The organism is Streptomyces tubbatahanensis, from assembly GCF_022699385.1.
Taxonomy (GTDB): domain Bacteria; phylum Actinomycetota; class Actinomycetes; order Streptomycetales; family Streptomycetaceae; genus Streptomyces; species Streptomyces diacarni.
In genome coordinates this window covers 3,955,670-3,978,238 of sequence record NZ_CP093846.1, presented here as the reverse complement: position 1 = coordinate 3,978,238, position 22,569 = coordinate 3,955,670, and the positions used below count along the sequence as shown (strand labels likewise).

Here is a 22,569-nt window from a genome sequence, read left to right as displayed (position 1 = left end):
AAGGCGCCGTTAGGGTGGGGGCATGAGCGATGCCACGCCGTTCGACCGTGCCCACACCGACGGTCTGCTGTCCTTCCTCGCCGCGAGCCCCTCGCCCTACCACGCGGTGGCGAACGCGGCGGCCGAACTGGAGAAGGCCGGCTTCCGGCAGGTACGGGAGACCGAGGCGTGGGACGCGAGCACCGGCGGCAAGTACGTGCTGCGCGGCGGCGCGCTGATCGCCTGGTACGTGCCCGAGGGGGCGACGCCCGCCACCCCGTTCCGCATCGTCGGCGCCCACACCGACTCGCCCAACCTGCGGGTCAAGCCCGTGCCCGACACCGGCGCGGCCGGCTGGCGCCAGGTCGCCGTCGAGGTCTACGGCGGCGCCCTCCTCAACACCTGGCTCGACCGCGACCTCGGTCTCAGCGGCCGGGTCACCCTGCGCGACGGCACCAGCCACCTGGTGAACGTCGACCGCCCCCTGCTGCGCGTGCCGCAGCTGGCCATCCACCTCGACCGCCAGGTCAACGAGGGCCTCAAGCTGGACCGCCAGCGCCACATGACGCCAATCTGGGGTCTTGGGCAGGCCCGCGAAGGCGACCTGGTGCGCTTCGTCGCCCAGGAGAGCGGCCTGGACGCGGACGCCGTCGCCGGCTGGGACCTGATGGCCCACAGCGTCGAGGCCCCCGCCTACCTGGGCCGCGAGGAAGAACTCGCCGCGGGCCCCCGGATGGACAACCTGCTGTCCGTGCACGCCGGCGTCGCCGCGCTCACCGCCGCCGCCACGGGCGAAGGACCGCAGCCCGCCGCCATCCCCGTGCTGGCCGCCTTCGACCACGAGGAGAACGGCAGCCAGTCCGACACCGGCGCCCAAGGGCCCCTGCTCGGCTCGGTGCTGGAGCGCTCCGTCTTCGCCCGCGGCGGCGCCTACGAGGACCGGGCCCGCGCCTGGGCCGGCACCGTGTGCCTGTCCTCCGACACCGGGCACGCCGTGCACCCCAACTACGCCGAGCGGCACGAGCCCGGCCACCACCCCATGCCCAACGGCGGCCCGATCCTCAAGGTCAACGTCAACCAGCGCTACTCCACCGACGGCAGCGGCCGCGCCCTGTTCGCCGCCGCGTGCGAACGCGCGGGGGTGCCGTGGCAGAGCTTCGTCTCCCACAACGACATGCCGTGCGGCACCACCATCGGGCCCATCACCGCGGCCCGGCACGGCATCACCACCGTCGACATCGGCGTCGCCATCCTGTCCATGCACTCGGCCCGCGAGCTGTGCGGCACACAGGACCCCTACCTGCTGGCCAACTGCCTGACGGCGTTCCTGGCCGAGTGAGGCGCCGGGGCCCGCGGGGCCCGCGGAGGAAAGGCCCCGCTCGTGCTCAGGGCTGGCCGGTTCTCCGTCGAGGCGGTGCGGTTCTCGTTTCAGGGCGAGTCGGTCTTCCGTCAGGGCGGTTCGGTGTAGGGGCGTAGGGAACGCGTCTCGTTCTGCAGCCGTATGCGGTTGTCTCCCGGCGAGGCGGGCCCGGCGACGGCAACCACGCTCGCCGCCGCGCTCGGCGAGAACACCGGAACCCTCAGCTACCACCTCCGTCAGCTGGAGCGGGCCGGCTTCATCGAGGACGACCCCGACCATGCGCCCGGCGGGCGCGAACGCTGGTGGCGCGGGGTGCGCGGGCTGGACATCCGCCGTCCCGCGAAGACGGATCTGACCGCGGCCGAGGCGGCCGTCATCGGCGAGCTCGACCGGCTGCGGATGGCCGAGGACATCGAGCTTGCCCGGCGCTACGCCGAAGAGGCCGTCGACGCCGAGGGGTGGATGCGCGGCTCACGCGGTCTCCTGCATCTCAACAGGGAGGAGTTGGACCAGTTCCACGACGCCTACCTCGACCTGGTGCAGCGGTTCGCACCCGGCCGGGATGTGGCCACACACGGCACCCGGCCCATCGCGCTGCGCTGGTTCGGGGTCCCGGTCGACGACGCCGCCATCGACGACCACACACCCAGCACCGACGGCCGGACGTGACCGGAAACCCGAAGGTGCGTCAACTACCGTCGCGCGTCCCGCGTATGCCTCCCGCCGACCCGGGTACTCGGCGCCGGTAAGCGCGGAGCCGCGGCAAGCGTGGCTCGTCGACCGAGCTGGGAGGCATCACTCATGGGCATCGTCGTCTGCATCGGCATGATGGCGGTGGGGGCGATTCTGGCCCTGGCCGTCGACCTGGACGTCAGCGGCGTCAACGTCCAGCTGGTGGGCGTCGTCCTGCTGATCGTCGGCGTCATCGGACTGTGCACCTACATCAGCATCCTCAAGCGGCGCCGCGTCGAACCGCCGTCCCCCGGGGCGCCGGTGATCGAGGAAGTCAACAAGCACCACTGGGAATGACGACGGGCCGGACAGGACGTGGAGGGGCCCTCGCGGGGCCCCTCCCGTGGCTCAGGCTCCGTCGCCCTCGGCACCCTCGGCACCCTCGGCGTCCTCGTCCAGACCGGCCAGCACCAGCGGCAGCCGGTCGGCGCCGCCCGCGGTGAGGCGGACCGGCACACCCCAGTCCTGCTGGTGCATGTGGCAGGCCGGGTACTCCCCCTCCTCGTCGCAGGAGGCGGCCATCGCCGAGACGTGCAGCACCCCTTCCGTACCCTCGGCACCGGCCAGCCGGACCTCCCGCCGCAGTGCGGTGTCCGCTCCCTCGCCCTCCGCGAGCAGTTCGGGCGGGGTGGCGCTCACCAGCAGCCGCGTCGAGGGCCCGTAACGGGTGTCGAGCTTCTGTCCTGGCGGCGCCTGGAAGACGACGTCCAGCCGGAGCGTCCCGGGCGCCACCTCGGTGGCGGCGCGCCGCGTCCGGTGCGCCGCGCCCTCGACCCGTACGGCGTCCTCGGGCAGCCGCAGCCGCGTCAGCCGGTGCCGGGCGGACTCGACGACCACGATCTCGCCACCGGGTACCAGCACGGCGTCCGACGGCTCGCGCAGGTCGGTCGCCAGCGTCTCGACCTCGCCGGTGGCCGGATCGTAGCGGCGCAGCGCGTGGTTGTAGGTGTCGCAGACCGCGACCGAACCTGACCCCGGGACTCCGTCCCGGGAGGTGCTCCCAGGCAGCGCGGTGACCCCCAGCGGGTGCTGGAGCAGGGCCTGGCCGGCCGGGCCGTCGCGGTGACCGAAGTCGAAGAGTCCGGTGCCGACGGCGGTACGGACGGCGAAGGCGTCACCGTCGCCCTCGGCGTCCGCCTCCACCCACCGCAGCGCGCTGGTCTCGCAGTCGGCCACCCACAGCCGCGTCCCGTCGGGGGAGACGGCCAGCCCGGACGGCTGGGCGAACCACGCTTGGTTCGCGGGCCCGTCCACCAGCCCCTCGTTCGTCGTCCCCGCCGCGACACCCACGGCGCCGCCGACCGGGTCGTACGTCCACAGCTGGTGCACCCCGGCCATGGCGATCCACACGCGGTCGGCGAAGTACGCCACGTCCCAGGGCGAGGAGAGCGCGATCTCGCGGGCCGCACCCTCGGTGGGCGCGCCCTGCCACCACTGCTCACCGGTGCCGGCGACGGTCTCGACAGCCCCCGAGGCCAGGTCCAGGCGGCGCAGCGCGTGGTTGACGGTGTCGGCCACGAGGACGGCGCCGTCGGGCAGCAGCGCCATGCCCTGCGGCTCGTTGAACCGCGCGGTCCCGGGCCCGCCGTCGCTCAGCCCCCGCTCGCCGTCCCCGATGCGCCGCACGACGCTCTCCCCGTCGGCCGCCAGCTCCACCAGCTGGTGCCGCGTGGTGTCCGAGACGAGGAAGCCGCCGTCGGGCAGCGCCAGGATCTTCCCCGGAAAACGCAGATCCGTGGCGACCGGCTCAGGCGGCACGTACGGGCCCTCACCGCGCCGCAGCGTCCCCTTCGCCCCGTGTTCCGCCTCCAGCTGCTCCACCAGCCGTTCGATCGCGTGCACGTGCCCCTCGCCGGCGTGCTGCGCGACGACGTATCCCTCCGGGTCGACGACCACCAGCGTCGGCCACGCCCGCACGGCGTACTGCTTCCATGTGGCCAGCTCCGGGTCGTCCAGCACCGGGTGCTCCACCCCGTACCGCTCCACGGCGTCCACCACGGCCGCGTGCTCCGCCTCGTGGACGAACTTCGGCGAGTGCACCCCCACCACGACGACCGTCTCGGAGTGCCGCTCCTCCAGCTCCCGCAGCTCGTCGATCACGTGCAGGCAGTTGATGCAGCAGAACGTCCAGAAATCGACGATCACGATTTTCCCGCGCAGCTCCGTCAGGCTCAGCTGCTCACCGCCGGTGTTCAGCCAGCCGCCCTTGCCGGTCAGCTCGGGCGCCCGGACCCGGGGACGGCGGGCGGCGGCGGGAGCGGGCGTCGCGCCGGGTTCGGCGGCGGACGTGCCTGCGGGGGCGGGAGTGGCGGGTGTGGCGGCGGGGTCGTTCATCCCTCCAGCGTGCCACCTCGCGACGCGGACGCGTAGCGCGCGGCTCCGAGGGCGGGCCTCTCCGAGTCCCCTGGAGTCCTTGCAGCTCCTGGGGCTACAGCACCCGGTCCTTGAGGACGGGGAAGGACTCGCGGACCTTGTCGACCTGGGTGAGGTCGAGGTCGGCGGTCAGCACCGTCTCCTCCGTGCTGTCCGTCTCGGCGACGACCTCGCCCCACGGGTCGATGACGGCGCTGCGTCCCGCCTGGGCGACGCCCGCGTGGGTGCCCGCGGTGCCGCAGGCCAGGACGAAGCACTGGTTCTCGACGGCGCGGGTGCGGGCGAACAGGCTCCAGTGGTCGGCGCGCTTGGCGGGCCAGCCCGCGGGGACGACCAGCACCTGGGCGCCCGCGTCGACCAGCGCACGGAACAGCTCGGGGAAGCGGAGGTCGTAGCAGGTGGCCAGGCCGAGCGTGGCCTGCGGGTGGGCGACGGTGACGGGCGTGCTGCCCGCCGTCATCAGCGCCGCCTCGCCCTGGTCGAACCCGAAGCGGTGGATCTTGCGGTAGGTGGCCGCGAGCTTGCCGGAGGGGGAGAAGACCAGGGAGGTGTTGTACAGGGCGCCCGCCTCCTCGCCCTTCTCCACGATCGAGCCCGCGTGCAGCCACACCCCCGCGTCCCGCGCCGCCGCGGACATGGCCAGCGCGGTGGGGCCCTTCGCCGGGTCCGCCTCCTCCGCCTCTGCGGCGAAACGGTCGTGGGCGAAGGCGCCGACCGGCCACAGTTCCGGCAGCACCACCACGTCGGCCCCCGCTTGGGCGCGGACGAGCGAAGCGACCCGTTCCCGCCGGGATTCGACCGACTCGTCCGGGTCCACCTGAATCTGCAGAATCGAAGCGCGCACCGTACCACCGTCCATGCGATCGAGGGGGGCGATTGGGCCTAGCATCGTCCCAAAAGCCCTGCCGGGGCTCTCGTCCGCAGCGTAACTTGAGAGCACCCAGCACGAGCACCTGCCCTGTCCAGTGCCCAGCCCAGTGTCCAGCCAAGTGCCCAGCCCAGTGTCCAGTCCAGTGCGCGGACTTGTTCGTATGCCGAACGAGCCGCAAGCTCGAACGAGCCAGCCAGCGAACCGCAAGCCGAGGGGTCCCGTGACCGACCACCCAAGCCTTCAGCCCTACGTTGACGCGTGGACGCAGTCCATGGAAGCGATATCCGAGCTGGTCACTCCGCTCGTGGAAGGGGAGTGGAACGGGCGGACCGACTGTCCGGGCTGGTCGGTGCGCGATGTGGTCTCCCACATCATCGGCGTCGAGTGCGAACTCCTGGGCGATCCGCGACCGATCCACGCCCTGCCCCGCGACATCCGTCACGTCGTCGACGAGACGAGCCGTCACATGGAGGTCCAGGTCGATGTGCGGCGGCACCACACGGGCCCGGAGATGACCAGCGAGTTCGAATACACGCTCATCCGCCGCTCGCGGCAGCTGCGGAACGAGAAGCGCGGGCCGGAGGCGGAGATCAACAGCGTCGTGCCGTTCGGGCCCCGCAAACTGCCGCTGGAGCGCCAGCTGATGCTGCGCGCCTTCGACGTGTGGGTGCACGAACAGGATCTGCGCCGCGCCCTGGACAAGCCCGGCAACCTGGACTCGCCCGGCGCCCACGTGGCCAGGGACGTGATGCTCGCCGGGCTGCCCAAGGTCGTCGCCAAGGACGCCGGAGCCCCGCTGAACTCCGCGGTCGTCTTCGATGTGAGCGGCCCCGTCGAGTTCATGCGGACGGTGCGCGTGGACAAGGAGGGCCGGGGCACCGTCGACGGCAGCGTCTCGCTGGGCCCCGCCGTCACCCTCGCCATGGACTGGGAGACCTACTCCCGGCTGGCCGCGGGCCGCGTACGGCCGGACGCCGTCGCGGACCGCGTCAAGATCGACGGCGACGCGGAGCTGGCCGCCGCGATCCTGCGCCACTTCTCGGTGACGCCGTGAACCGGTGCCGCCGTACCGCGGTGCCGCGGTGACGGTGTGGCGTTGTGGAGTCGTCACCCCCTGAGGGGGTGACGGTCGGACACAGGCCCCGGAGGGACCGCGGCGGAGTGGCGTGTGGTGCGTGGCCGTGGCGCGTGGGGTCCGCCGCGCCGCCGTCACACCGGGACGTGCACCGCCTCCACGCGGCTGGCCACCACGCGTTCGCGCTCGCGCCGTACCGCGCGCCCCCGCAGCCGGGCGAACTGCACCAGGCCCAGCGCCTGGAGGACGAAGACGCTCGCGAAGGCGATCCGGTAGTTGTCCCCCGTCAGGTCGAGCAGGACCCCGACGGCGAACAGCGTCGTCATCGAGGCGGTGAACCCGCCCATGTTGACGATGCCGGACGCGGTGCCGTGCCGCTCGGGCGGGTTGGCGGGACGGGAGAAGTCGAAGCCGATCATCGAGCCCGGGCCGCACGCGCCGAGCACCACGCACAGCACCACCAGCAGCCACATGGGGTCCTTGCCCGGCCAGGCGAGGGCCGCGGCCCACACGAGGGCGGTCGCGCCGACGGTGCCCAGCACCAGCGGGGTGCGCGCGGCGTGGTGCCGGGAGATGACCTGCCCGTAGACCAGTCCGCAGCACATGTTGGAGACCACCACGAGAGTCAGCAGCTCACCGGCCGTGCCCTTGTCGAGCCCCTGCGCCTCGACCAGGAAGGGCATGCCCCACAGCAGCAGGAAGACCATGCCGGGGAACTGGCAGGTGAAGTGCACCCACATCCCGGCGCGGGTGCCCGGCTCCCGCCAGGCCGCGCCGATCTGCCGGCGGATGAAGCCCGGACCCGTGGCCTCGGCCTTGGGGACGGCCGGCGGCTCGTGGCCCTCCGGGTGGTCCCGCAGGAAGAAGACGACGAGCGCCAGGATGACCAGGCCGCCCGCCGCGCTGCCCGCGAACGTCGGCGTCCAGCCGAGGCTTGCCAGGACGCGGGCGAGGACGAGTGTCGTCACCAGGTTGCCCGCCATCCCGATCAGCGCCGCCACCTGGGCGATCACCGGTCCGCGGCGGGCCGGGAACCAGCGCGCCCCCAGGCGCAGGACGGCGATGAACGTCATCGCGTCCCCGCAGCCCAGCAGCGCGCGGGAGGCCAGCGCGGTGCCGTACGAGGCCGACAGCGCGAAGCCGAACTGGCCCGCGGTGAACAGCAGGATGCCCAGCAGCAGGATGCGGCGGGTGCCCCAGCGGTCCACCAGCAGGCCCACGGGTATCTGCATCCCCGCGTAGACGAGGAGTTGCAGGATGGAGAAGCTGGAGAGCGCGGAGGCGTTGATGTCGAAGCGGTGCGCCGCGTCGAGACCCGCCACGCCGAGGCTGGTGCGGAAGGTGACGGCGACGAAGTAGACGGCGACGCCGATACCCCACACCCACCAGGCGCGGGGTCCGCCGGGCGGGTCGCCGGGCAGTCGGACGGCGTGGGGAGAGGCGGTGGTACTCATCGGCCGTCCCCCCGGTCGTCACCCTGGCCGCTCGTCCGGTCGTCACCCTGGCCGCTCGTCGGGAGGTCGCTCTGGCCGCTCGTCGGGAGGTCGCTCTGGCCGCCGGTGCGCTCGTCACCGCGCATCAGGTGGCGGACCCGGCTGACGTGCTGGTGGACGGCGCGCGCCGCGGCGTCCGTGTCGCCCTCGCGCAGCGTGCGCAGGATGTCGGCGTGCTCGGCGATGTTCTTCGCGACCCGGTCGGGGTGCGCGTGCATCACGGCGACGCCCATCCGCAGCTGGCGGTCGCGCAGCTGGTCGTAGAGGCGGGTGAGGATCTGGTTGCCCGTCGCCTGGACGAGGGTGGCGTGGAAGCCGCGGTCGGCGGCGGAGAAGGCGGGAAGGTCACCAGAGGCCGCGTGGGTCCGCTGCTCCTGAAGCAGCTCTTCGAGCCGGGCCACCAGCGCGTCCGAGACGGGCACCGCACGGCGGACCGCGTGCTGCTCGACCAGCAGGCGGGTCTCGACGACGTCCTCGACCTCCTGCACCGAGACGGGCAGCACCAGCGCACCCTTCTTCGGGTACAGCCGGATCAGGCCCTCCACCTCCAGGCGGAGCAGGCCCTCGCGGACGGGCGTGCGCGAGACGCCGACGGCCTCGGCGAGCTCGCCCTCCGTCAGGAGCATGCCCCCCTCGTAGCGCCGCTCCAGCACCGCCTGCTTCACGTGCGCGTACACGCGCTGCGCGGCGGGCGGTTGCTTCTCCTGACCGAGCTGCTGTTTCGGGGTGCCGGTGTGGGTGGTGGCGCGGTGGGTGGGGGGTGCGGCGGAAGGCATGCACGCATCATAGATACAAGACGGATGCGACGGTTTCCGCTTCCGCGATGTGGGACGGGGCACCTCGTACGGCCTTGGACGACGAAGAAGGGGGCGAGGGCTGCCGCGCCCCCGCCCCCTTCTCGTCCCGAGTCCTGCGTCCCGTGTCCTGCGTCCCGTGCCCTGCGTCCGCGCCCCCGGCCGGGGGCGCGGTTCAGGCCCGGCGCCGCCTGGTCACTGCCACAGCATCAGCCGCTTGGGCTGCTCCAGGACGGCGGCGATGTCGGCGAGGACCTTGGAGCCGAGTTCGCCGTCGACGAGGCGGTGGTCGAAGGAGAGCGCCAGCGTGGTGACGTGCCGCGGCTTGACCTTGCCCTTGTGCACCCAAGGCTGTTCGCGCACCTGACCGAAGGCCAGGATGGCGGACTCGCCGGGGTTGAGGATCGGCGTGCCGGTGTCCACGCCGAAGACCCCGACGTTGGTGATCGTCACCGTGCCGCCGCTCATCGCGGCGGGACTGGTCCTGCCCTCGCGGGCGGTGGCGACCAGCTCACCGAGCGCGGACGCCAGTTCGGGCAGCGTCTTGTCGTGCGCGTCCTTGATGTTGGGGACGATCAGCCCGCGCGGGGTGGCCGCCGCGATGCCGAGGTTGACGTAGTGCTTGCGGACGATCTCCTGGCGCTCCTCGTCCCAGGAGGCGTTGACCTCCGGGTGGCGGCGGATGGCCACCAGGAACGCCTTGGCGACCAGCAGCAGCGGGTTGATCCGCACGCCCGCCATCTCGGGGTCCTGCTTGAGATCGGCGACGAGCTTCATCGTCCGGGTGACGTCCACGGTCACGAACTCGGTCACGTGCGGCGCCGTGAACGCGCTGTCGACCATGGCTTGCGCGGTGGCCTTGCGTACGCCCTTGACCGGAATGCGGGTCTCGCGTGCGGCGCCCGCCGAGGCGGACGGCTCCGCGGACAAGGCGGCGGGCTCGGCGGACTCCCGCCCCGCCGCGGGTGCCGCGGGCGCGGCGGCCCGGGCGGCGGCGGCGTGCACGTCGTCGCGGGTGACGATCCCGTCGGGGCCACTCGGGACGACCGTCGCCAGGTCGATGCCGAGATCCTTGGCCAGCTTGCGGACGGGCGGCTTGGCCAGCGGCCGCGAGCCGGCGACCGCGGAGGGCTCCCCCTGGCCGTTCACGCCCGAGGCACCGTTCACCCCCACAGCGCCGTCGTCGCCCGGAGCGGGCTCGGCCGCCGAAGCGGGCTCGGCGACCGGTGCCGAGGCGGCTGGCGCCACGGAAGCGGCCGGTGCCGGGGAGGCGGCCGGTGCCGTCCCCGTGGCGGCTGAGCCCGCCGCCGCGTCCCGCGCGGGCGCGGGCTTGCGCGGACGGCGCTTGGTGGAACCGGTGGCCACGCCGTAGCCGACCAGCACGGGCTGCCGGCCCTCCGGCTCGGCCTCCTCCCCGGTGGCGGCGGCCTCCTCCGTCACGGCGGCCTCCTCGGCCACCTCGGCCGCGGCACCGGCGCCCGTCTCCAGCGCGGCCTGCGCCGCGGACGCGTCGCCGCCGCCCGAACCGGCCGCGGGGCCGCCCGTGTCGACGGTGATGATGGGGGTGCCGACGTCCACCGTGGTGCCCTCGTCGAAGCGCAGGTCGTGCACCACGCCGTCGAAGGGGATGGGCAGTTCGACGGCGGCCTTGGCCGTCTCCACCTCGCAGACGACCTGGCCGTCGGCGACGGTGTCCCCGGGCTGGACGTACCACTTGAGGATCTCCGCCTCCGTCAGCCCCTCGCCCACGTCGGGCATCTTGAACTCACGGACGCCGGCGGCCGGCTGCGCGGCCTGTGCGCTGTTGGTCATCGTCACGGCTCTCCTCAGTACGCCAGCGCGCGGTCGACGGCATCGAGCACCCGGTCCAGGTTGGGCAGGTACTCGTCCTCCAGCCGCGCCGGTGGGTACGGCGCGTGGAACCCGCCGACGCGCAGCACCGGTGCTTCAAGATGGTAGAAGCACCGCTCGGTGATGCGGGCGGCGATCTCGGCACCGGTGCCCAGGAAGACCGGCGCCTCGTGGACGAGCACGAGGCGGCCCGTCCGCTCGACGGAACGCTGCACGGTGTCGAAGTCGATCGGCGACATGGAGCGCAGATCCACGACCTCCAGCGAGTTGCCCTCTTCCTCGGCGGCGGCCGCCGCCTCCATGCAGACCTTCACCATCGGGCCGTAGGCGGCCAGGGTGAGCGCGGTGCCCTGGCGGGCGATCTTCGCGGAGTGCAGCGGAGCCGGGATGGCGGAGGGGTCGACCTCGCCCTTGTCCCAGTAGCGCCGCTTGGGCTCGAAGAAGATGACCGGATCGTCGCTCTCGATGGCCTGCTGCAGCATCCAGTAGGCGTCGGAGGAGTTCGAGGGCGAGACGCACTTGAGGCCCGCGACGTGCGCGAACAGCGTCTCCGGCGACTCGCTGTGGTGCTCGACGGCGCCGATGCCGCCGCCGTAGGGAATCCGGATGACGACGGGCAGCTTGATCTTGCCCAGGGCCCGCGCGTGCATCTTGGCGAGCTGGGTGACGATCTGGTCGTAGGCGGGGAAGACGAAACCGTCGAACTGGATCTCGACGACGGGCCGGTAGCCGCGCAGTGCCAGGCCGATCGCGGTGCCGACGATGCCGGACTCAGCCAGCGGCGTGTCCACGACCCGGTCCTCGCCGAAGTCCTTCTGCAGCCCGTCGGTGACGCGGAAGACGCCACCGAGCTTGCCGACGTCCTCGCCCATGACGAGGACCTTCGGGTCGTTCTCCAGCGCGGTGCGCAGCGAGGCGTTGATCGCCTTGGCGAGGGGGAGCTTCTGAACGGCCATGGTCACTTACCTTCCCCCGCGCCGGAGACACTCTCGGGCTCGAACGACGCCTGGTAGGCGGCGAACTGTGCGCGCTCCTCATCCACGAGCGCGTGCCCGTCCGCGTAGACGTTCTCGAACATCGCCATGGTGTCGGGATCGGGCATCGTGCGGATGGCGTCCCGCACGTGCCGGCCCATCTCCTCGCTCTCCTCGTCGATCGAGGCGAAGAAGGCGGAGTCGGCCAGCTCCTCGCGCTCCAGGTAGCCGCGCAGTCGCTGGATCGGGTCCTTCGCCTCCCAGGCGGCGCGCTCGTCGTCCGCGCGGTAGCGGGTCGGGTCGTCGGAGGTGGTGTGGGCGCCCATGCGGTAGGTGAACGCCTCGATGAGCATCGGGCCCTCGCCCCTGCGCGCGCGCTCCACGGCCGCCTTGGTCACCGCCAGGCAGGCCAGCACGTCGTTGCCGTCGACGCGGACGCCGGGGAAGCCGAAGCCCTGGGCGCGCTGGTAGATCGGCACCCGTGACTGGCGCTCGGTGGGCTCGGAGATCGCCCACTGGTTGTTCTGGCAGAAGAAGACGACCGGGGCGTTGTAGACCGCGGCGAACGTGAACGCCTCGGCCACGTCTCCCTGGCTGGAGGCGCCGTCACCGAAGTAGGCGACGACGGCGGAGTCCGCGCCGTCCTTGGCCACACCCATCGCGTACCCGGCCGCGTGCAGGACCTGGGAGCCGATCACGATCGTGTAGAGGTGGAAGTTGTTGCTGTTCGGGTCCCAGCCGCCGTTGTTCACACCGCGGAACATGCCCAGCAGCATCGTCGGGTCCACGTCGCGGCACCAGGCGACGCCGTGCTCGCGGTAGGTGGGAAAGACGTAGTCGTCCGGGCGCAGGGCCCTGCCGGAGCCGATCTGCGCGGCCTCCTGGCCGAGCAGGGACGCCCACAGGCCGAGCTCGCCCTGCCGCTGGAGCGCGGTGGCCTCCGCGTCGAAACGGCGCGTGAGCACCATGTCACGGTAGAGGCCCTGGAGCTCCTCCGCACTCAGGTCGACGTCGTACTCCGGATGGGTGACGCGCTCGCCCTCCGGAGTGAGCAGCTGCACCAGCTCGGGCTCGACGGGCGCGGCGCCGATACCGGTGCCGCGCGCGGGGTCGCCACTGCGGGCCGGGCGTGCGGCGGCGGTGCGCGAGGACGTGCGCGAGGACGTGCGCGAGGAGGTTGCCTGCGCCTTCGTTGAGCGCTTCGCCGGGGCCTTCGACCCGTTCTTCGAGGCAGCGTTCGAAGCCGTCCTGGAGGCCGTCTTGGAAGCCGTCTTCGCATTGGCCTTCGAAGCCGCCTTCGAGGCGGTCTTCGGCGTGCTCCCCGACGAGGTCTTCGCGGCGCTTCCGGCCGCCTTCTTCGCCGGTGCCTTGGCCGAGGCCTTCGCCGAAGCGTTGGAAGCGTTGGAAGCCTTCGGAGGCTTCGAAGGCTTCGCCGCGGGCTTGCGGGACTTGCCGGAGGCGGTGGCGGTCGCCTCGCCGGCCTCCGCCCTGCCGTTCGCGGCGTCGCCGCCGGGGGCGGCCTGGGTGGCGCCCTTTCCTCCGGTGCCGCCGCGGCGCGCGGTGCTCCGCGCGGCAGTGCTCTCCACGGTCACGTGTGCTCCTCCGTCTGTCCGGCCCCCGGGGTTGCCGGTGACCTGGGGCTCCCCCACCCACTGGCGGGGGGAGGCTCGCCCGGTCCCGTGCGGCGCACGGGGTGGGAGCGTCGCGGTCGGCACCGGGTGGTGACTGCATGTCCCGGTCGCGGCCCGCTGTACCGACCCCGTCGGGGCGCCCCAGCCATGGCTGGCATCTCCATAGACGCACGAGGCGGCCCTGACCTGCAACTTTGCTCGGATATCCAAGTAAGAACCCGGAAGTCCAAGTATGTGTGCGATGAGTCGGGACATCACTGGTCACGGCCTCGCGAGCCGCGGACACCCGCACGGTAACCCGGGGTGCGGGGACCCGGGAAGAGTGGAGAGCCGATCAGTATGTGAGACTGAGAATGTGCCCGAAAACGGACGAACCCGGGTATTCCTGGTCGACGACCACGAGGTCGTCCGCAGAGGCGTGCGCGACATGCTCGCCGCCGACCCCGCCCTCGAGATCGCCGGAGAGGCCGGTACGGCGGCCGACGCGCTCGACGGCATCGCCGCCACCCGCCCCGACGTGGCCATCCTGGACGTGCGGCTGCCCGACGGCAGCGGCATCGAGGTCTGCCGCGAGGTCCGCTCCCGCGACGAGTCCATCCACTGTCTGATGCTCACCTCCTACGCCGACGACGAGGCACTCCTGGCCTCCGTGATGGCCGGAGCCTCCGGATACGTCCTCAAGGAACTCAGCCGCGGCGAACTCCTCCGCTCGGTGCACGAGGTCGCGACAGGCGCCTCGCTGCTCGACCCCGCAGACACCCGGCGCCTGCTGGACCGGCTGCACGGCTCAGCCACGGGCGCCGGCACCGATTCCGCTGCCGGCACCGATTCCGGTACGGGTTCCGGTTCCGGTGCGGGTTCCGGTTCCGGTACGGGTTCCGGTTCCGGTACGGGTTCCGACTCCGGCGGCGGCCACGTCAGGCGACGGGACGAGAGGCTGGCCGCCCTCACCCCCCAGGAGCGCACCATCCTCGGACTGATCGGCGAAGGGCTGACCAACCGGGTGATCGGCGAACGGCTGCACCTGGCCGAGAAGACGGTCAAGAACTACGTGTCCGGGCTGCTGGCCAAGCTCGGTATGGAACGGCGCACCCAGGCCGCCGCCTACATCGCCAGACTCCGCGCCTCCGACGGCCACGACGACCCGCACCACGGGTGACACCGCCACCCGTCTCGCCCGGCCGAGGCCACCCCTCGCCTGGCCGAGGTCACCTCTAATCGCAGAAGGCGGCGCGCACCGCCTCGTAGTGCGCCGTCCACCACACCACGAGCGCCGCCGCGGCCGGGAACTGCACATCCACCCGGCCGTCGCTGCGCTCGTAGCGCCAGCGCAGCATCCAGAAATCGTTCAACCGCTCCCACCACACCCGGTGCACGGCGGCCGCCAGCTCCTCGCGCGGGGCGCGCGCCCCGCCCCGGTAGGCGCGCGCGAAGGCCCGCACCCTGCGCAGGTCCAGGGTGCCGCCCGGCCGCAGGAAGAAGATCGCCGCGCCCCGCACGGCCTCCTCGGCGCGCGGCTGCACACTCAGCCGGTCCCAGTCGAGGATCGCCACCACACGCGCCGTGGCACCGCCCGGCGCGTACAGCAGGTTCAGCGGATGGAAGTCCCCGTGCACCCAGCCGTAGAACCGGTCCTGCACGGCGCCGGGCCGCTCCCGCGCATGGTGCCGCAGCAGCGCCCTGCGCTCGGTCAGCCGGTGCTCGGCCAGCTCGTCGAAACTGTCCCGACGCCGCCGCGCCCGCACCCGCTCCAGCAGCGCACCGATCGTCTCGTACGTCGCCGCCGGGTCGGCGCTCCCCTGCGCGCCGCGCGGAGCTCTCGGCACGCCGGCCCGCGCCAGCCGGGTGTGCACCCGCCCCAGCAGGGTGCCCAGCCCGGCGCACTGTGCCAGAGACAGCTCGCTGCCGTGCCGGTGCCCGCCCTCGATCCAGGGGTGCAGCGCGAAACAGCGGCCGTCCGCCGCCACCACCACCGACCTGCCCTCCGCGTCCGGCACCACGGGCACCACGGGCAGCCCCAGCTCACCGAGGCGCGCCGCCGCCCGGTGCCGGCACTCGATGCGGGAGCGCGCGGACTGACCGTCCAGATGGTGTTTGAGGAAGTAGCAACCCCGGGTCGTCGTCACCCGGTACCCCCTGTTGAGCAGCCCGTGCGAGACGGGCTCGCACGCCACGGGGTCCCCCACGCCCGCGTACCGCCCCAGCAGGACCTCGAGCGTGCCCTGAGTCAGGGGCCGGGAAAGGGAAGACGGCTGCACGGCGGCATCGTAGGGCCGCACACCGGACCACACCCCGCAGGCGTCAACAGCCCGCACCCCACCCACTACGCACGTGTGTACTCACTGCCTGGCTGGGTGTGCGGACAGCACCTGCCGAGGTGTGCGGCCTGTCGCCAGGTTCAGGCGGGGCCTGTCGCCAGGTCCAGGCAGGCCCTGTCGCCAGGTCCAGGCAGGCCCTGGCGGCCGGTCGGTCGACAGGCGAGGGCAGGCCCCGGCGGCGGGGCGTCACCGCCCGCCGGATCACTCGTCGCCGGTGCCCTCGTTGCTGCCGATGAGACCGCCGTCGCCGCTGTCCCCGTTGTCGCCGCCGTTCTCGTTGCCGCCGTTGGTGGGCGGCGACTGCGTCTTGGTCGGCTTGCCGCCGTCGTTCCCGCCGTCGTGGGCGCCGCCCTCGTTGCCACCGTTGTGCGTCTGCGAGGGGTCACCGGTCTCGGACGGCTGCGTGGGGCTCGGGTCGGTATCGCTCGGCGCCGTCTCCGAAGGCCGGTCGCTGGGCGTCCAGTCGCCCGTGCCGCCGTCGCTGGTGCCCGGCTGGTCCTGTTCCGTCTCGGACGGGGTGGGGTCGGGATCGTCGGAGGACTTCTTGTCCTTCTGCTCGGACTTGGTGACGTCCGGCTTGTCCGGCTTGTTGTCCTTGCCGTCGTTGTCCTGCCCGAGCGCGAAGAAGATGCCCCCCGCGATCGCGATGACCGCCAGGAACGCCACCAGCGCGTACCTGAACCCCTTGCCGCCACCACCGCCACGGCCGCCGCCGCGGGGCCCACCGTCGAAGCCACCGTCGTCGTCCCGCGGGCCCGCCAGCAGCGGAGCACCCATCTGCGACGTGTCGGAGTGCGTGGGGTGGGCGCGCGCACCGGCACCGGGCACGCCCATGGCCGGGGTCGAGCCGCCGTAGTGCGCGGTCGGACCCGTGTCCCACAGGCCGCCGGTGTGGCCGCCCTGCTCGTGCAGCATCTGCAGCGCGTACTGGGTGAGCCCGCGCATCTCCTCAGCCGTCTGGAACCGGTCGTCCGGCTCCTTGGCCAGCGCGCGCATCGTCAGGCCGTCCAGCTCCGGCGGAACCGCGTCCGACACCTCGGACGGGAGCACCGGATCATCCTGCACGTGCTGGTAGACCACCGACAGCGGGGTCTCACCCGTGAACGGAGGGCGCCGCGTCAGCAGCTCGTACAGCAGACAGCCCGTCGCATACAGGTCGGAGCGCGCGTCGACGGTCTTGCCGAGCGCCTGCTCGGGGGAGAGGTACTGCGGAGTGCCCATCACCATGCCGGTCTGCGTCATGGTGTTCGACGCACCGTGCAGGGCGCGGGCGATGCCGAAGTCCATCACCTTCACCGCGCCGCCCCGCGTGATGATCACGTTCGCGGGCTTGATGTCACGGTGCACGATGCCGTGCTGATGGCTGTAGGCCAGCGCCTCCAGCACCCCGGACACGATGATCAACGCCTGGTCCGGCGGCGGCGCGTCCGCGGTCAGCAGCAGATCACGGATCGTGCTGCCCTCGACGAGCTCCATCACGATGTACGGCGTGATGTTGCCGCCGATCACCTCTTCGCCGGAGTCGTAGACCGCGACGACGGAGTGGTGGTTGAGCCCCGCGACGGACTGGGCCTCGCGCGTGAAGCGCGCCTTGGAGACGGGATCCTCGGCCAGGTCGGCGCGGAGCAGCTTGACCGCGACCGTACGCCCGAGACGCAGGTCCTCGGCACCGAAGACCTCGGCCATGCCACCGCGCCCGAGGCGGTGCGTCAGGCGGTACCTGCCGTCACCGACCAGGCCGTTGTTGCCCCACAACTCCGGCGAATCGGGCAGGGAGCCGCCGCCCGTCGCGTCGGGGTCCGAAGGGCCCCCGGCGGCTTGCGTCTGTGCCATCAGTCCTCGCCGTCGATTCGAATCCGCGGACTTCGCGCGGTGGATACTCCCCCCAAGGAGGCTACAGGCACGCGGGGGGTGGATGGATGGGACGGAATACCGAGCTACGCCAGTCGCATCCAACAAGCTGACGTACCGGCCCCGCAAGTTGGCTCCGGCACGTCTGTGCCCGCGCCCCTCCCCCGGGGGCGGCGACCCAGCGCACAGCCTGTGAACCGCACCCTCTAGGCTCGGTGAACCGCTCGGGGCCGTGCCCTTGTGAGCGTGTGACGCCGCCCGGTCGGCGTGTGACACATCGCTCGCGAAGGGCGTATGCGCATTCGGTCACGGAACGGGCAACGAGCTTGACGTGACCGAGGCCCCGGGCAAACTTGGGCCAGTATCACGGTCAAAAGGATCACTCAACGTACCTGCACGGGGGCAGCGCCGCCGAGGGGGAAGCAGTCAGATGAGCGACGACGGCGCACAGGCGGCCGGCAACTACTTGGGCCGCATGGTCGGCGGAGGACGATTCCAGCTTCGCTCACTGCTGGGCGCCGGCGGAATGGCCTCCGTCTACCTCGCCTACGACTCCGTGCTCGACCGGCAGGTCGCGGTCAAGACCCTCCACACCGAACTGGGCCGCGAACAGTCCTTCCGCGAGCGCTTCCGCCGCGAGGCCCAGTCCGTGGCCAAGCTGACCCACACCAACATCGTCTCCGTCTTCGACTCCGGCGAGGACGAGATCGACGGCGCGCTGGTGCCGTACATCGTCATGGAGTACGTCGAGGGCAAGCCGCTGCGCACCGTCCTCGACGAGGACATCGCCCAGCACGGCGCGATGCCCGCCGACAAGGCGCTGAAGATCACCGGTGACGTGCTCGCCGCCCTCGAGGTCAGCCACGAGATGGGCCTCGTCCACCGGGACATCAAGCCCGGCAACGTGATGCTCACCAAGCGTGGCGTGGTCAAGGTCATGGACTTCGGCATCGCGCGCGCCATGCAGTCCGGTGTGACCTCCATGACCCAGACCGGCATGGTCGTCGGCACCCCCCAGTACCTCTCCCCCGAGCAAGCGCTGGGCCGCGGCGTGGACGCCCGCTCCGACCTGTACTCCGTCGGCATCATGCTCTTCGAGCTGCTGACCGGACGGCTCCCCTTCGACGCCGACTCGCCGCTCGCCATCGCCTACGCGCACGTGCAGGAAGAGCCGGTCTCGCCGTCCTCCATCAACCAGTCCATCCCGGCGGCCGTGGACGCGCTCGTCGCCCGGACGCTGAAGAAGAACCCCAACGAGCGCTTCCCCTCCGCCGACTCGATGCACGACGAGGTCACCCGCATCGGCGGCTCGGGACTCGCCTCGGGCGCCTCGCCGATCATCATCAGCGGCGGGCCGTCCGCCAGCGGCGCCGGCGTCGGCCAGGCCGTCTTCCCGCCCGTGGACGCGAACTCCCAGCCGCAGCAGGGTGGCGCGGGCGTCCAGATGCCGTACCAGCCGCCGCAGGGGCACGGCCAGGTGCCGGGCCCGGGGCAGGTGCCGGGGCAGGGGCAGGGGCAGGGGCAGCCGGGGCCGTACAACAGCGGGGGCTTCGGGCCCTCCACACCGCCGCCGCACGCCCAGAACACCGCACCCGCCGGGTACGGCTACCCGCAGTCCTCGTACGGCACCGGCGGCCCCTCCACGCCGCCGCCCTACACCATCAACGCCGCCGGCGGCTCCGGCCAGGGCAACGGTGGCGGGCCCGGCAAGAAGATGTCCTCCGGCGCCATGGCCGGATACGGTCTCGCCGCCGTCGCCGTCATCGTCGCCCTCGTCTTCGTGATCATCAACCTGACCGGGGACAGCGGCGGCGACGACCCCGAAGCCAAGCCCACCACCAAGGACAAGCCCACCGCCTCCGCCGACCCCGGTGGCAGCGAGGGCGGGGACAGCGGCGACAGCGGCTCCAACTCGGGCGGCTTCAAGGGACCGGACAAGAGCCGGACCATCGACAAGGAGAAGTGCACCGACGCCACCGAGACGTACGAGCACAACGGCAACGTCATGATGCCCGACATGACCTACAAGGACCTCACCTCCGTGAAGGCCTGCCTGCGCGCCGCGGGCTGGAAGCTCGGCGACGTGACGATGGAGGACGAGAACGTCTTCGGTAAGAACCAGGTCCTCGACCAGAACCCGGGCTCCCTCGACGACTTCAACCCGAAGAAGGACGAGGTCGACCTGACGGTTTCCACGGGGCAGCCGGGTAGCTGAGGGAACGCCGGGCAGCCGGGTAGCCGAGGGGCCGCCAGGTAGCCGAGGGGCCGCCGGGTAGCCGCGTAGCCGCGTAGCCGCGTAGCCGAGCGGACCTCTTCCACGGTGGGGGCCGCCCCTTGGGGGTGGCCCCCTTTCCGCTACCCGGGGCATGTTTCGCCTGGGGCAGGGACTCTCTGTTCAGTTGTGGGGCGGGGGAGAGAGGCGTAGGGCTCGCCGCGGTGGGCCGCCGGGTGCACCGTTCCGCGGGCTGCGGGGTGCACCGCGCCGTGGGCCGCCGGGTGCACCGCAGAGGGCGGGGCCCTACGGCGTCACTGCGCCATCCGCCTCACCTCCACCACGCGGAAGCGGCCGGAGACGAAGTCGCCGTCGCACAGGGTGCAGTTGGCAGCCGGGTTGCCGCCTGAACCGTGGAAGTCGCTGAAGCCGGCCGTCTGATTGACATAGACACCGCCCGTGAGGTTGAGCGAGAGCTGGGCTGGCTCGGAGAAGCAGACCTCTTCCACCTGGCGGGCCACCTCGGGCGAGGTGGTGTACGCCGAGACCGTCATGGCGCCCTTGGCCAGCAGGGTCTGACCGAGCAGCTCCAGCGCCTCCTCGGTGGAGCCGACAGCCACCGCGAAGGAGACAGGCCCGAAGCACTCCTCCAGATAGGGCGCGTCCTCTTCCTGCTTGGTGCCGTCGAGCTTGACGATCACCGGGGTGCGCACCGTGGCCCCGGGAAACTCCGGGTGCTCCACCACGCGGGAGGGCAGGGCGACCTCACCGAGCGCTGAGGCCGTCTCCACGCGTCCGCGCACCTGCTCGTTGACCAGCGCGCCCAGCAGGGCGTTGGCCCGTGCGTCGTCGCCCAGCAGCTTTCCGACGGCCGCGCCGAGATCCGCCACCACCTCGTCGTAGCCCTTGTGCCCCGTCTCGGTGCTGATGCCGGCGGCGGGGATCAACAGGTTCTGCGGAGTGGTGCACATCTGGCCGCTGTAGAGGGACAGGGAGAAGGCGAGGTTGGCGAGCATGCCGGCGTAGTCGTCCGTGGAGTCGATGACGACGGTGTTGACGCCTGCCTTCTCCGTGTGGACGCGGGCCTGGCGGGCGTTGGTCTCCAGCCACTCGCCGAAGGCGGAGCCTCCGGTGTAGTCGACCACCCGGACCTCGGGCCGGGTGGCCAGGTCCTTGGCGATGCCGTCGCCCTCCGCCTCGGCGGCCAGCGCCACCAGGTCCGCGGCGAACCCCGCCTCGGTCAGGACCTCGCGGGCGATCCGCACCGTCAGGGCGAGTGGCAGGACAGCCCGGGGGTGCGGCTTGACCAGCACGGCGTTGCCGGTCGCGAGGGAGGCGAAGAATCCTGGGAAGCCGTTCCAGGTGGGGAACGTGTTGCACCCGATCAGCAGTGCGATGCCACGGCCGACGGCGGTGAACTCCTTGACGACGCGCAGAGGTTCGCGCTTGCCCTGCGGCTTTTCCCAGTCGGCCCGCCCGGGCGTGCGCACCTGCTCGGCGTAGGCGTACGCCACCGCTTCCATGCCCCGGTCCTGCGCGTGCGGCCCACCGGCCTGGAACGCCATCATGGAGGCCTGACCGCTGGTGTGCATCACGGCCTGGGCGAACTCGTGGGTACGGGCGCTGATCCGCGCCAGGATCTCCAGGCAGACCGCCGCGCGCCCCTCGGGCCCCGCCTTCCGCCAGGCCGGCAGACCGCCCCGCATGACAGGCAGCAGGGCATCGATCGCGCCCTCGTCGGCGCGTGGGTAGGAGATGTCCATCTCCAGCCCGTACGGCGACACCTCGGTGGCCACCCATGCGCCGGACACCGGCTGGCCCGGGAGCTCGAACCGGCTGCCCCTCAGCGCGTCGAACGCCGCCTTGCCCTCCTCGGCCGCACCTTCGCCATACGCCTTGGGGTGCTCGGGGTGCGGGGTCCAGAACTCGCGGGTTCGAATCGCCTCCAGCGCGCGGTCCAGGGTGGGGCGGTGCTTGTCGATGAGCTGGGCAGTGGTCGTTCCGGTACCGGTGGTCACGCAGACCAACTCCTCGCTGAGCTGGGACGGGATGCGGGTGGCGACGGTGGTGCGGGTGGCGACGGTGGTGCGGGCTTGCTCGGGCACGCGGCGTTGCCGGTGCCGTTCACGTGAGAGATACTGCTACCGAACGATCGGTCGGTGCAAGGGGGGTCCCCGAACCTGTGGATAACTTCCCCCGACGCCCTGAACAGGACACTGACCAGACCATCCGCACCCCCAGCGAGCGGGCGGACCCCGGCCGGGCCCCCGGTCAGGCCCCCCTCGACGCCCCGGCCGGCGCCGGCGGCGCCCCGGCTAGCATCGGCCGCATGCCCACGGTCAAGCGCGACACCTACACGCCCGACTCGCTGCTCTCCGTCGCCGTGCGGGTGTTCAACGAGCGGGGCTACGACGGCACCTCGATGGAGCACCTGTCCAAGGCGGCCGGCATCTCCAAGTCCTCGATCTACCACCACGTACGGGGCAAGGAGGAGCTGCTGCGCCGGGCGATAAGCCGCGCGCTCGACAGTCTGTTCGCGGTGCTGGACGAGCCCGCGGCGGGCGAGGGGCGCGCGCTGGCACGGCTGGAGCACGTCACGCGCCGCACGGTCGAGGTCCTGATGGCCGAGTTGCCGTACGTGACGCTGCTGCTGCGGGTCCGGGGCAACACGGACACCGAGGTGTGGGCGATGGGACGGCGTCGCGAGTTCGACCAGCGGGTGGCCGAGCTGGTCAAGCAGGCCGCCGCCGACGGCGATCTGCGTGCGGACGTGGACGCGCGGCTGGCGACCAGGCTGCTGTTCGGAATGATCAACTCCATCGCCGAGTGGTACCGCCCCGATCGCACCGCCTCCGGTCACGGCACGGGTGGCGGCGACACCAGCGCCGAGGTCGCCGAGGCCGTGGTCCGCACCGCCTTCGCGGGCCTGCGCACCCACTGACGAACCCTTGCCTGGCCTCGCCCAGCCCTGCCTGACGGCGTCCGCCTTGTCCGGCGGCGTCCGGCCCTGCCTGGCATCGACCAGCTCTGCCGGGCCTCGACCGCCTGCCTGGCC

At 72.2% G+C, this 22,569-nt stretch carries 16 protein-coding genes and 1 pseudogene; 7 read left to right on the top strand and 10 right to left on the bottom strand.

The features are described from left to right. Positions 1 to 22 precede the first annotated feature (22 nt). From MMF93_RS17075 to MMF93_RS17065, 3 genes are all read left to right on the top strand, one after another. A complete protein-coding gene (locus MMF93_RS17075) occupies positions 23 to 1,318 on the top strand; it encodes a M18 family aminopeptidase (RefSeq protein ID WP_242752542.1) in 1,296 nt (431 codons plus the stop codon). A 162-nt stretch (positions 1,319 to 1,480) separates the two neighbouring features. Next, the gene (locus tag MMF93_RS17070; protein ID WP_242752540.1) at positions 1,481 to 2,008 is read left to right on the top strand and encodes a helix-turn-helix domain-containing protein; all 528 of its coding nucleotides are present in this window, start codon (positions 1,481 to 1,483) and stop codon (positions 2,006 to 2,008) included. 132 nt (positions 2,009 to 2,140) lie between these two features. After that, positions 2,141 to 2,368: a DUF6458 family protein gene (locus MMF93_RS17065; RefSeq protein ID WP_114025515.1), complete on the top strand. Its 228-nt coding sequence runs from the start codon at positions 2,141 to 2,143 to the stop codon at positions 2,366 to 2,368. A gap of 51 nt (positions 2,369 to 2,419) precedes the next feature. Here MMF93_RS17065 and MMF93_RS17060 read toward each other — a convergent pair whose 3' ends face one another. Continuing rightward, positions 2,420 to 4,405, bottom strand: a complete 1,986-nt coding sequence (locus MMF93_RS17060; protein ID WP_242752538.1) for an NHL domain-containing thioredoxin family protein — start codon at positions 4,403 to 4,405, stop codon at positions 2,420 to 2,422. 94 nt (positions 4,406 to 4,499) lie between these two features. Continuing rightward, entirely contained in the window at positions 4,500 to 5,288 is a 789-nt protein-coding gene (locus MMF93_RS17055; RefSeq protein WP_242752536.1) for a carbon-nitrogen family hydrolase, read from the bottom strand. 247 nt (positions 5,289 to 5,535) lie between these two features. On the opposite strand from MMF93_RS17055, the gene MMF93_RS17050 reads away from it, so the two are divergent. Continuing rightward, the gene (locus tag MMF93_RS17050) at positions 5,536 to 6,369 is read left to right on the top strand and encodes a maleylpyruvate isomerase family mycothiol-dependent enzyme (protein WP_242752534.1); all 834 of its coding nucleotides are present in this window, start codon (positions 5,536 to 5,538) and stop codon (positions 6,367 to 6,369) included. 155 nt (positions 6,370 to 6,524) lie between these two features. Here MMF93_RS17050 and MMF93_RS17045 read toward each other — a convergent pair whose 3' ends face one another. The 5 genes and pseudogenes from MMF93_RS17045 to pdhA form a co-directional block, all read right to left on the bottom strand. Beyond that, entirely contained in the window at positions 6,525 to 7,844 is a 1,320-nt protein-coding gene (locus MMF93_RS17045) for an MFS transporter (protein WP_242752532.1), read from the bottom strand. 107 nt (positions 7,845 to 7,951) lie between these two features. Then, positions 7,952 to 8,659 (bottom strand): annotated as a pseudogene (locus MMF93_RS17040) (GntR family transcriptional regulator); the annotation flags it as partial. 213 nt (positions 8,660 to 8,872) lie between these two features. After that, positions 8,873 to 10,489: a dihydrolipoamide acetyltransferase family protein gene (locus MMF93_RS17035; protein ID WP_242752528.1), complete on the bottom strand. Its 1,617-nt coding sequence runs from the start codon at positions 10,487 to 10,489 to the stop codon at positions 8,873 to 8,875. A gap of 14 nt (positions 10,490 to 10,503) precedes the next feature. Beyond that, the gene (locus tag MMF93_RS17030; protein ID WP_114025521.1) at positions 10,504 to 11,484 is read right to left on the bottom strand and encodes an alpha-ketoacid dehydrogenase subunit beta; all 981 of its coding nucleotides are present in this window, start codon (positions 11,482 to 11,484) and stop codon (positions 10,504 to 10,506) included. Between the two features lie 2 nt (positions 11,485 to 11,486). After that, positions 11,487 to 13,094 (bottom strand): pyruvate dehydrogenase (acetyl-transferring) E1 component subunit alpha, encoded by a 1,608-nt coding sequence (gene pdhA / locus MMF93_RS17025; protein WP_242752526.1) that lies wholly within the window; start codon positions 13,092 to 13,094, stop codon positions 11,487 to 11,489. 394 nt (positions 13,095 to 13,488) lie between these two features. On the opposite strand from pdhA, the gene MMF93_RS17020 reads away from it, so the two are divergent. Next, positions 13,489 to 14,292 carry a response regulator gene (locus tag MMF93_RS17020; protein ID WP_242752524.1) on the top strand — a complete coding sequence of 268 codons (804 nt, stop codon included), beginning with the start codon at positions 13,489 to 13,491 and terminating at the stop codon, positions 14,290 to 14,292. A gap of 55 nt (positions 14,293 to 14,347) precedes the next feature. Here MMF93_RS17020 and MMF93_RS17015 read toward each other — a convergent pair whose 3' ends face one another. Both MMF93_RS17015 and MMF93_RS17010 read right to left on the bottom strand, forming a co-directional pair. After that, complete coding sequence (locus MMF93_RS17015; protein ID WP_242752516.1) at positions 14,348 to 15,391, bottom strand: phosphotransferase; 1,044 nt, start codon at positions 15,389 to 15,391, stop codon at positions 14,348 to 14,350. A gap of 261 nt (positions 15,392 to 15,652) precedes the next feature. Further along, positions 15,653 to 17,284, bottom strand: coding sequence for a protein kinase domain-containing protein (locus tag MMF93_RS17010; protein WP_242752514.1), 1,632 nt, complete (start codon positions 17,282 to 17,284; stop codon positions 15,653 to 15,655). Between the two features lie 448 nt (positions 17,285 to 17,732). Here MMF93_RS17010 and MMF93_RS17005 point away from each other — a divergent pair, with 448 nt between their 5' ends. After that, the gene (locus MMF93_RS17005) at positions 17,733 to 19,517 is read left to right on the top strand and encodes a Stk1 family PASTA domain-containing Ser/Thr kinase (protein ID WP_242752510.1); all 1,785 of its coding nucleotides are present in this window, start codon (positions 17,733 to 17,735) and stop codon (positions 19,515 to 19,517) included. A gap of 311 nt (positions 19,518 to 19,828) precedes the next feature. On the opposite strand, the gene paaN is transcribed toward MMF93_RS17005, so the two are convergent. Next, complete coding sequence (gene paaN, locus MMF93_RS17000) at positions 19,829 to 21,532, bottom strand: phenylacetic acid degradation protein PaaN (protein ID WP_242757619.1); 1,704 nt, start codon at positions 21,530 to 21,532, stop codon at positions 19,829 to 19,831. A gap of 311 nt (positions 21,533 to 21,843) precedes the next feature. On the opposite strand from paaN, the gene MMF93_RS16995 reads away from it, so the two are divergent. Beyond that, complete coding sequence (locus MMF93_RS16995) at positions 21,844 to 22,455, top strand: TetR/AcrR family transcriptional regulator (RefSeq protein WP_242752504.1); 612 nt, start codon at positions 21,844 to 21,846, stop codon at positions 22,453 to 22,455. Positions 22,456 to 22,569 lie beyond the last annotated feature (114 nt).

Bases quoted from the DNA above. Each gene is read 5' to 3' on its own strand.
- MMF93_RS17075 (WP_242752542.1), top strand. From the start codon at position 23: ATGAGCGATGCCACGCCGTTCGACCGTGCCCACACCGACGGTCTGCTG.
- MMF93_RS17070 (WP_242752540.1), top strand. From the start codon at position 1,481: ATGCGGTTGTCTCCCGGCGAGGCGGGCCCGGCGACGGCAACCACGCTC.
- MMF93_RS17065 (WP_114025515.1), top strand. From the start codon at position 2,141: ATGGGCATCGTCGTCTGCATCGGCATGATGGCGGTGGGGGCGATTCTG.
- MMF93_RS17060 (WP_242752538.1), bottom strand. From the start codon at position 4,405: ATGAACGACCCCGCCGCCACACCCGCCACTCCCGCCCCCGCAGGCACG.
- MMF93_RS17045 (WP_242752532.1), bottom strand. From the start codon at position 7,844: ATGAGTACCACCGCCTCTCCCCACGCCGTCCGACTGCCCGGCGACCCG.
- MMF93_RS17035 (WP_242752528.1), bottom strand. From the start codon at position 10,489: ATGACCAACAGCGCACAGGCCGCGCAGCCGGCCGCCGGCGTCCGTGAG.
- MMF93_RS17030 (WP_114025521.1), bottom strand. From the start codon at position 11,484: ATGGCCGTTCAGAAGCTCCCCCTCGCCAAGGCGATCAACGCCTCGCTG.
- MMF93_RS17010 (WP_242752514.1), bottom strand. From the start codon at position 17,284: ATGGCACAGACGCAAGCCGCCGGGGGCCCTTCGGACCCCGACGCGACG.
- MMF93_RS17005 (WP_242752510.1), top strand. From the start codon at position 17,733: ATGAGCGACGACGGCGCACAGGCGGCCGGCAACTACTTGGGCCGCATG.
- MMF93_RS16995 (WP_242752504.1), top strand. From the start codon at position 21,844: ATGCCCACGGTCAAGCGCGACACCTACACGCCCGACTCGCTGCTCTCC.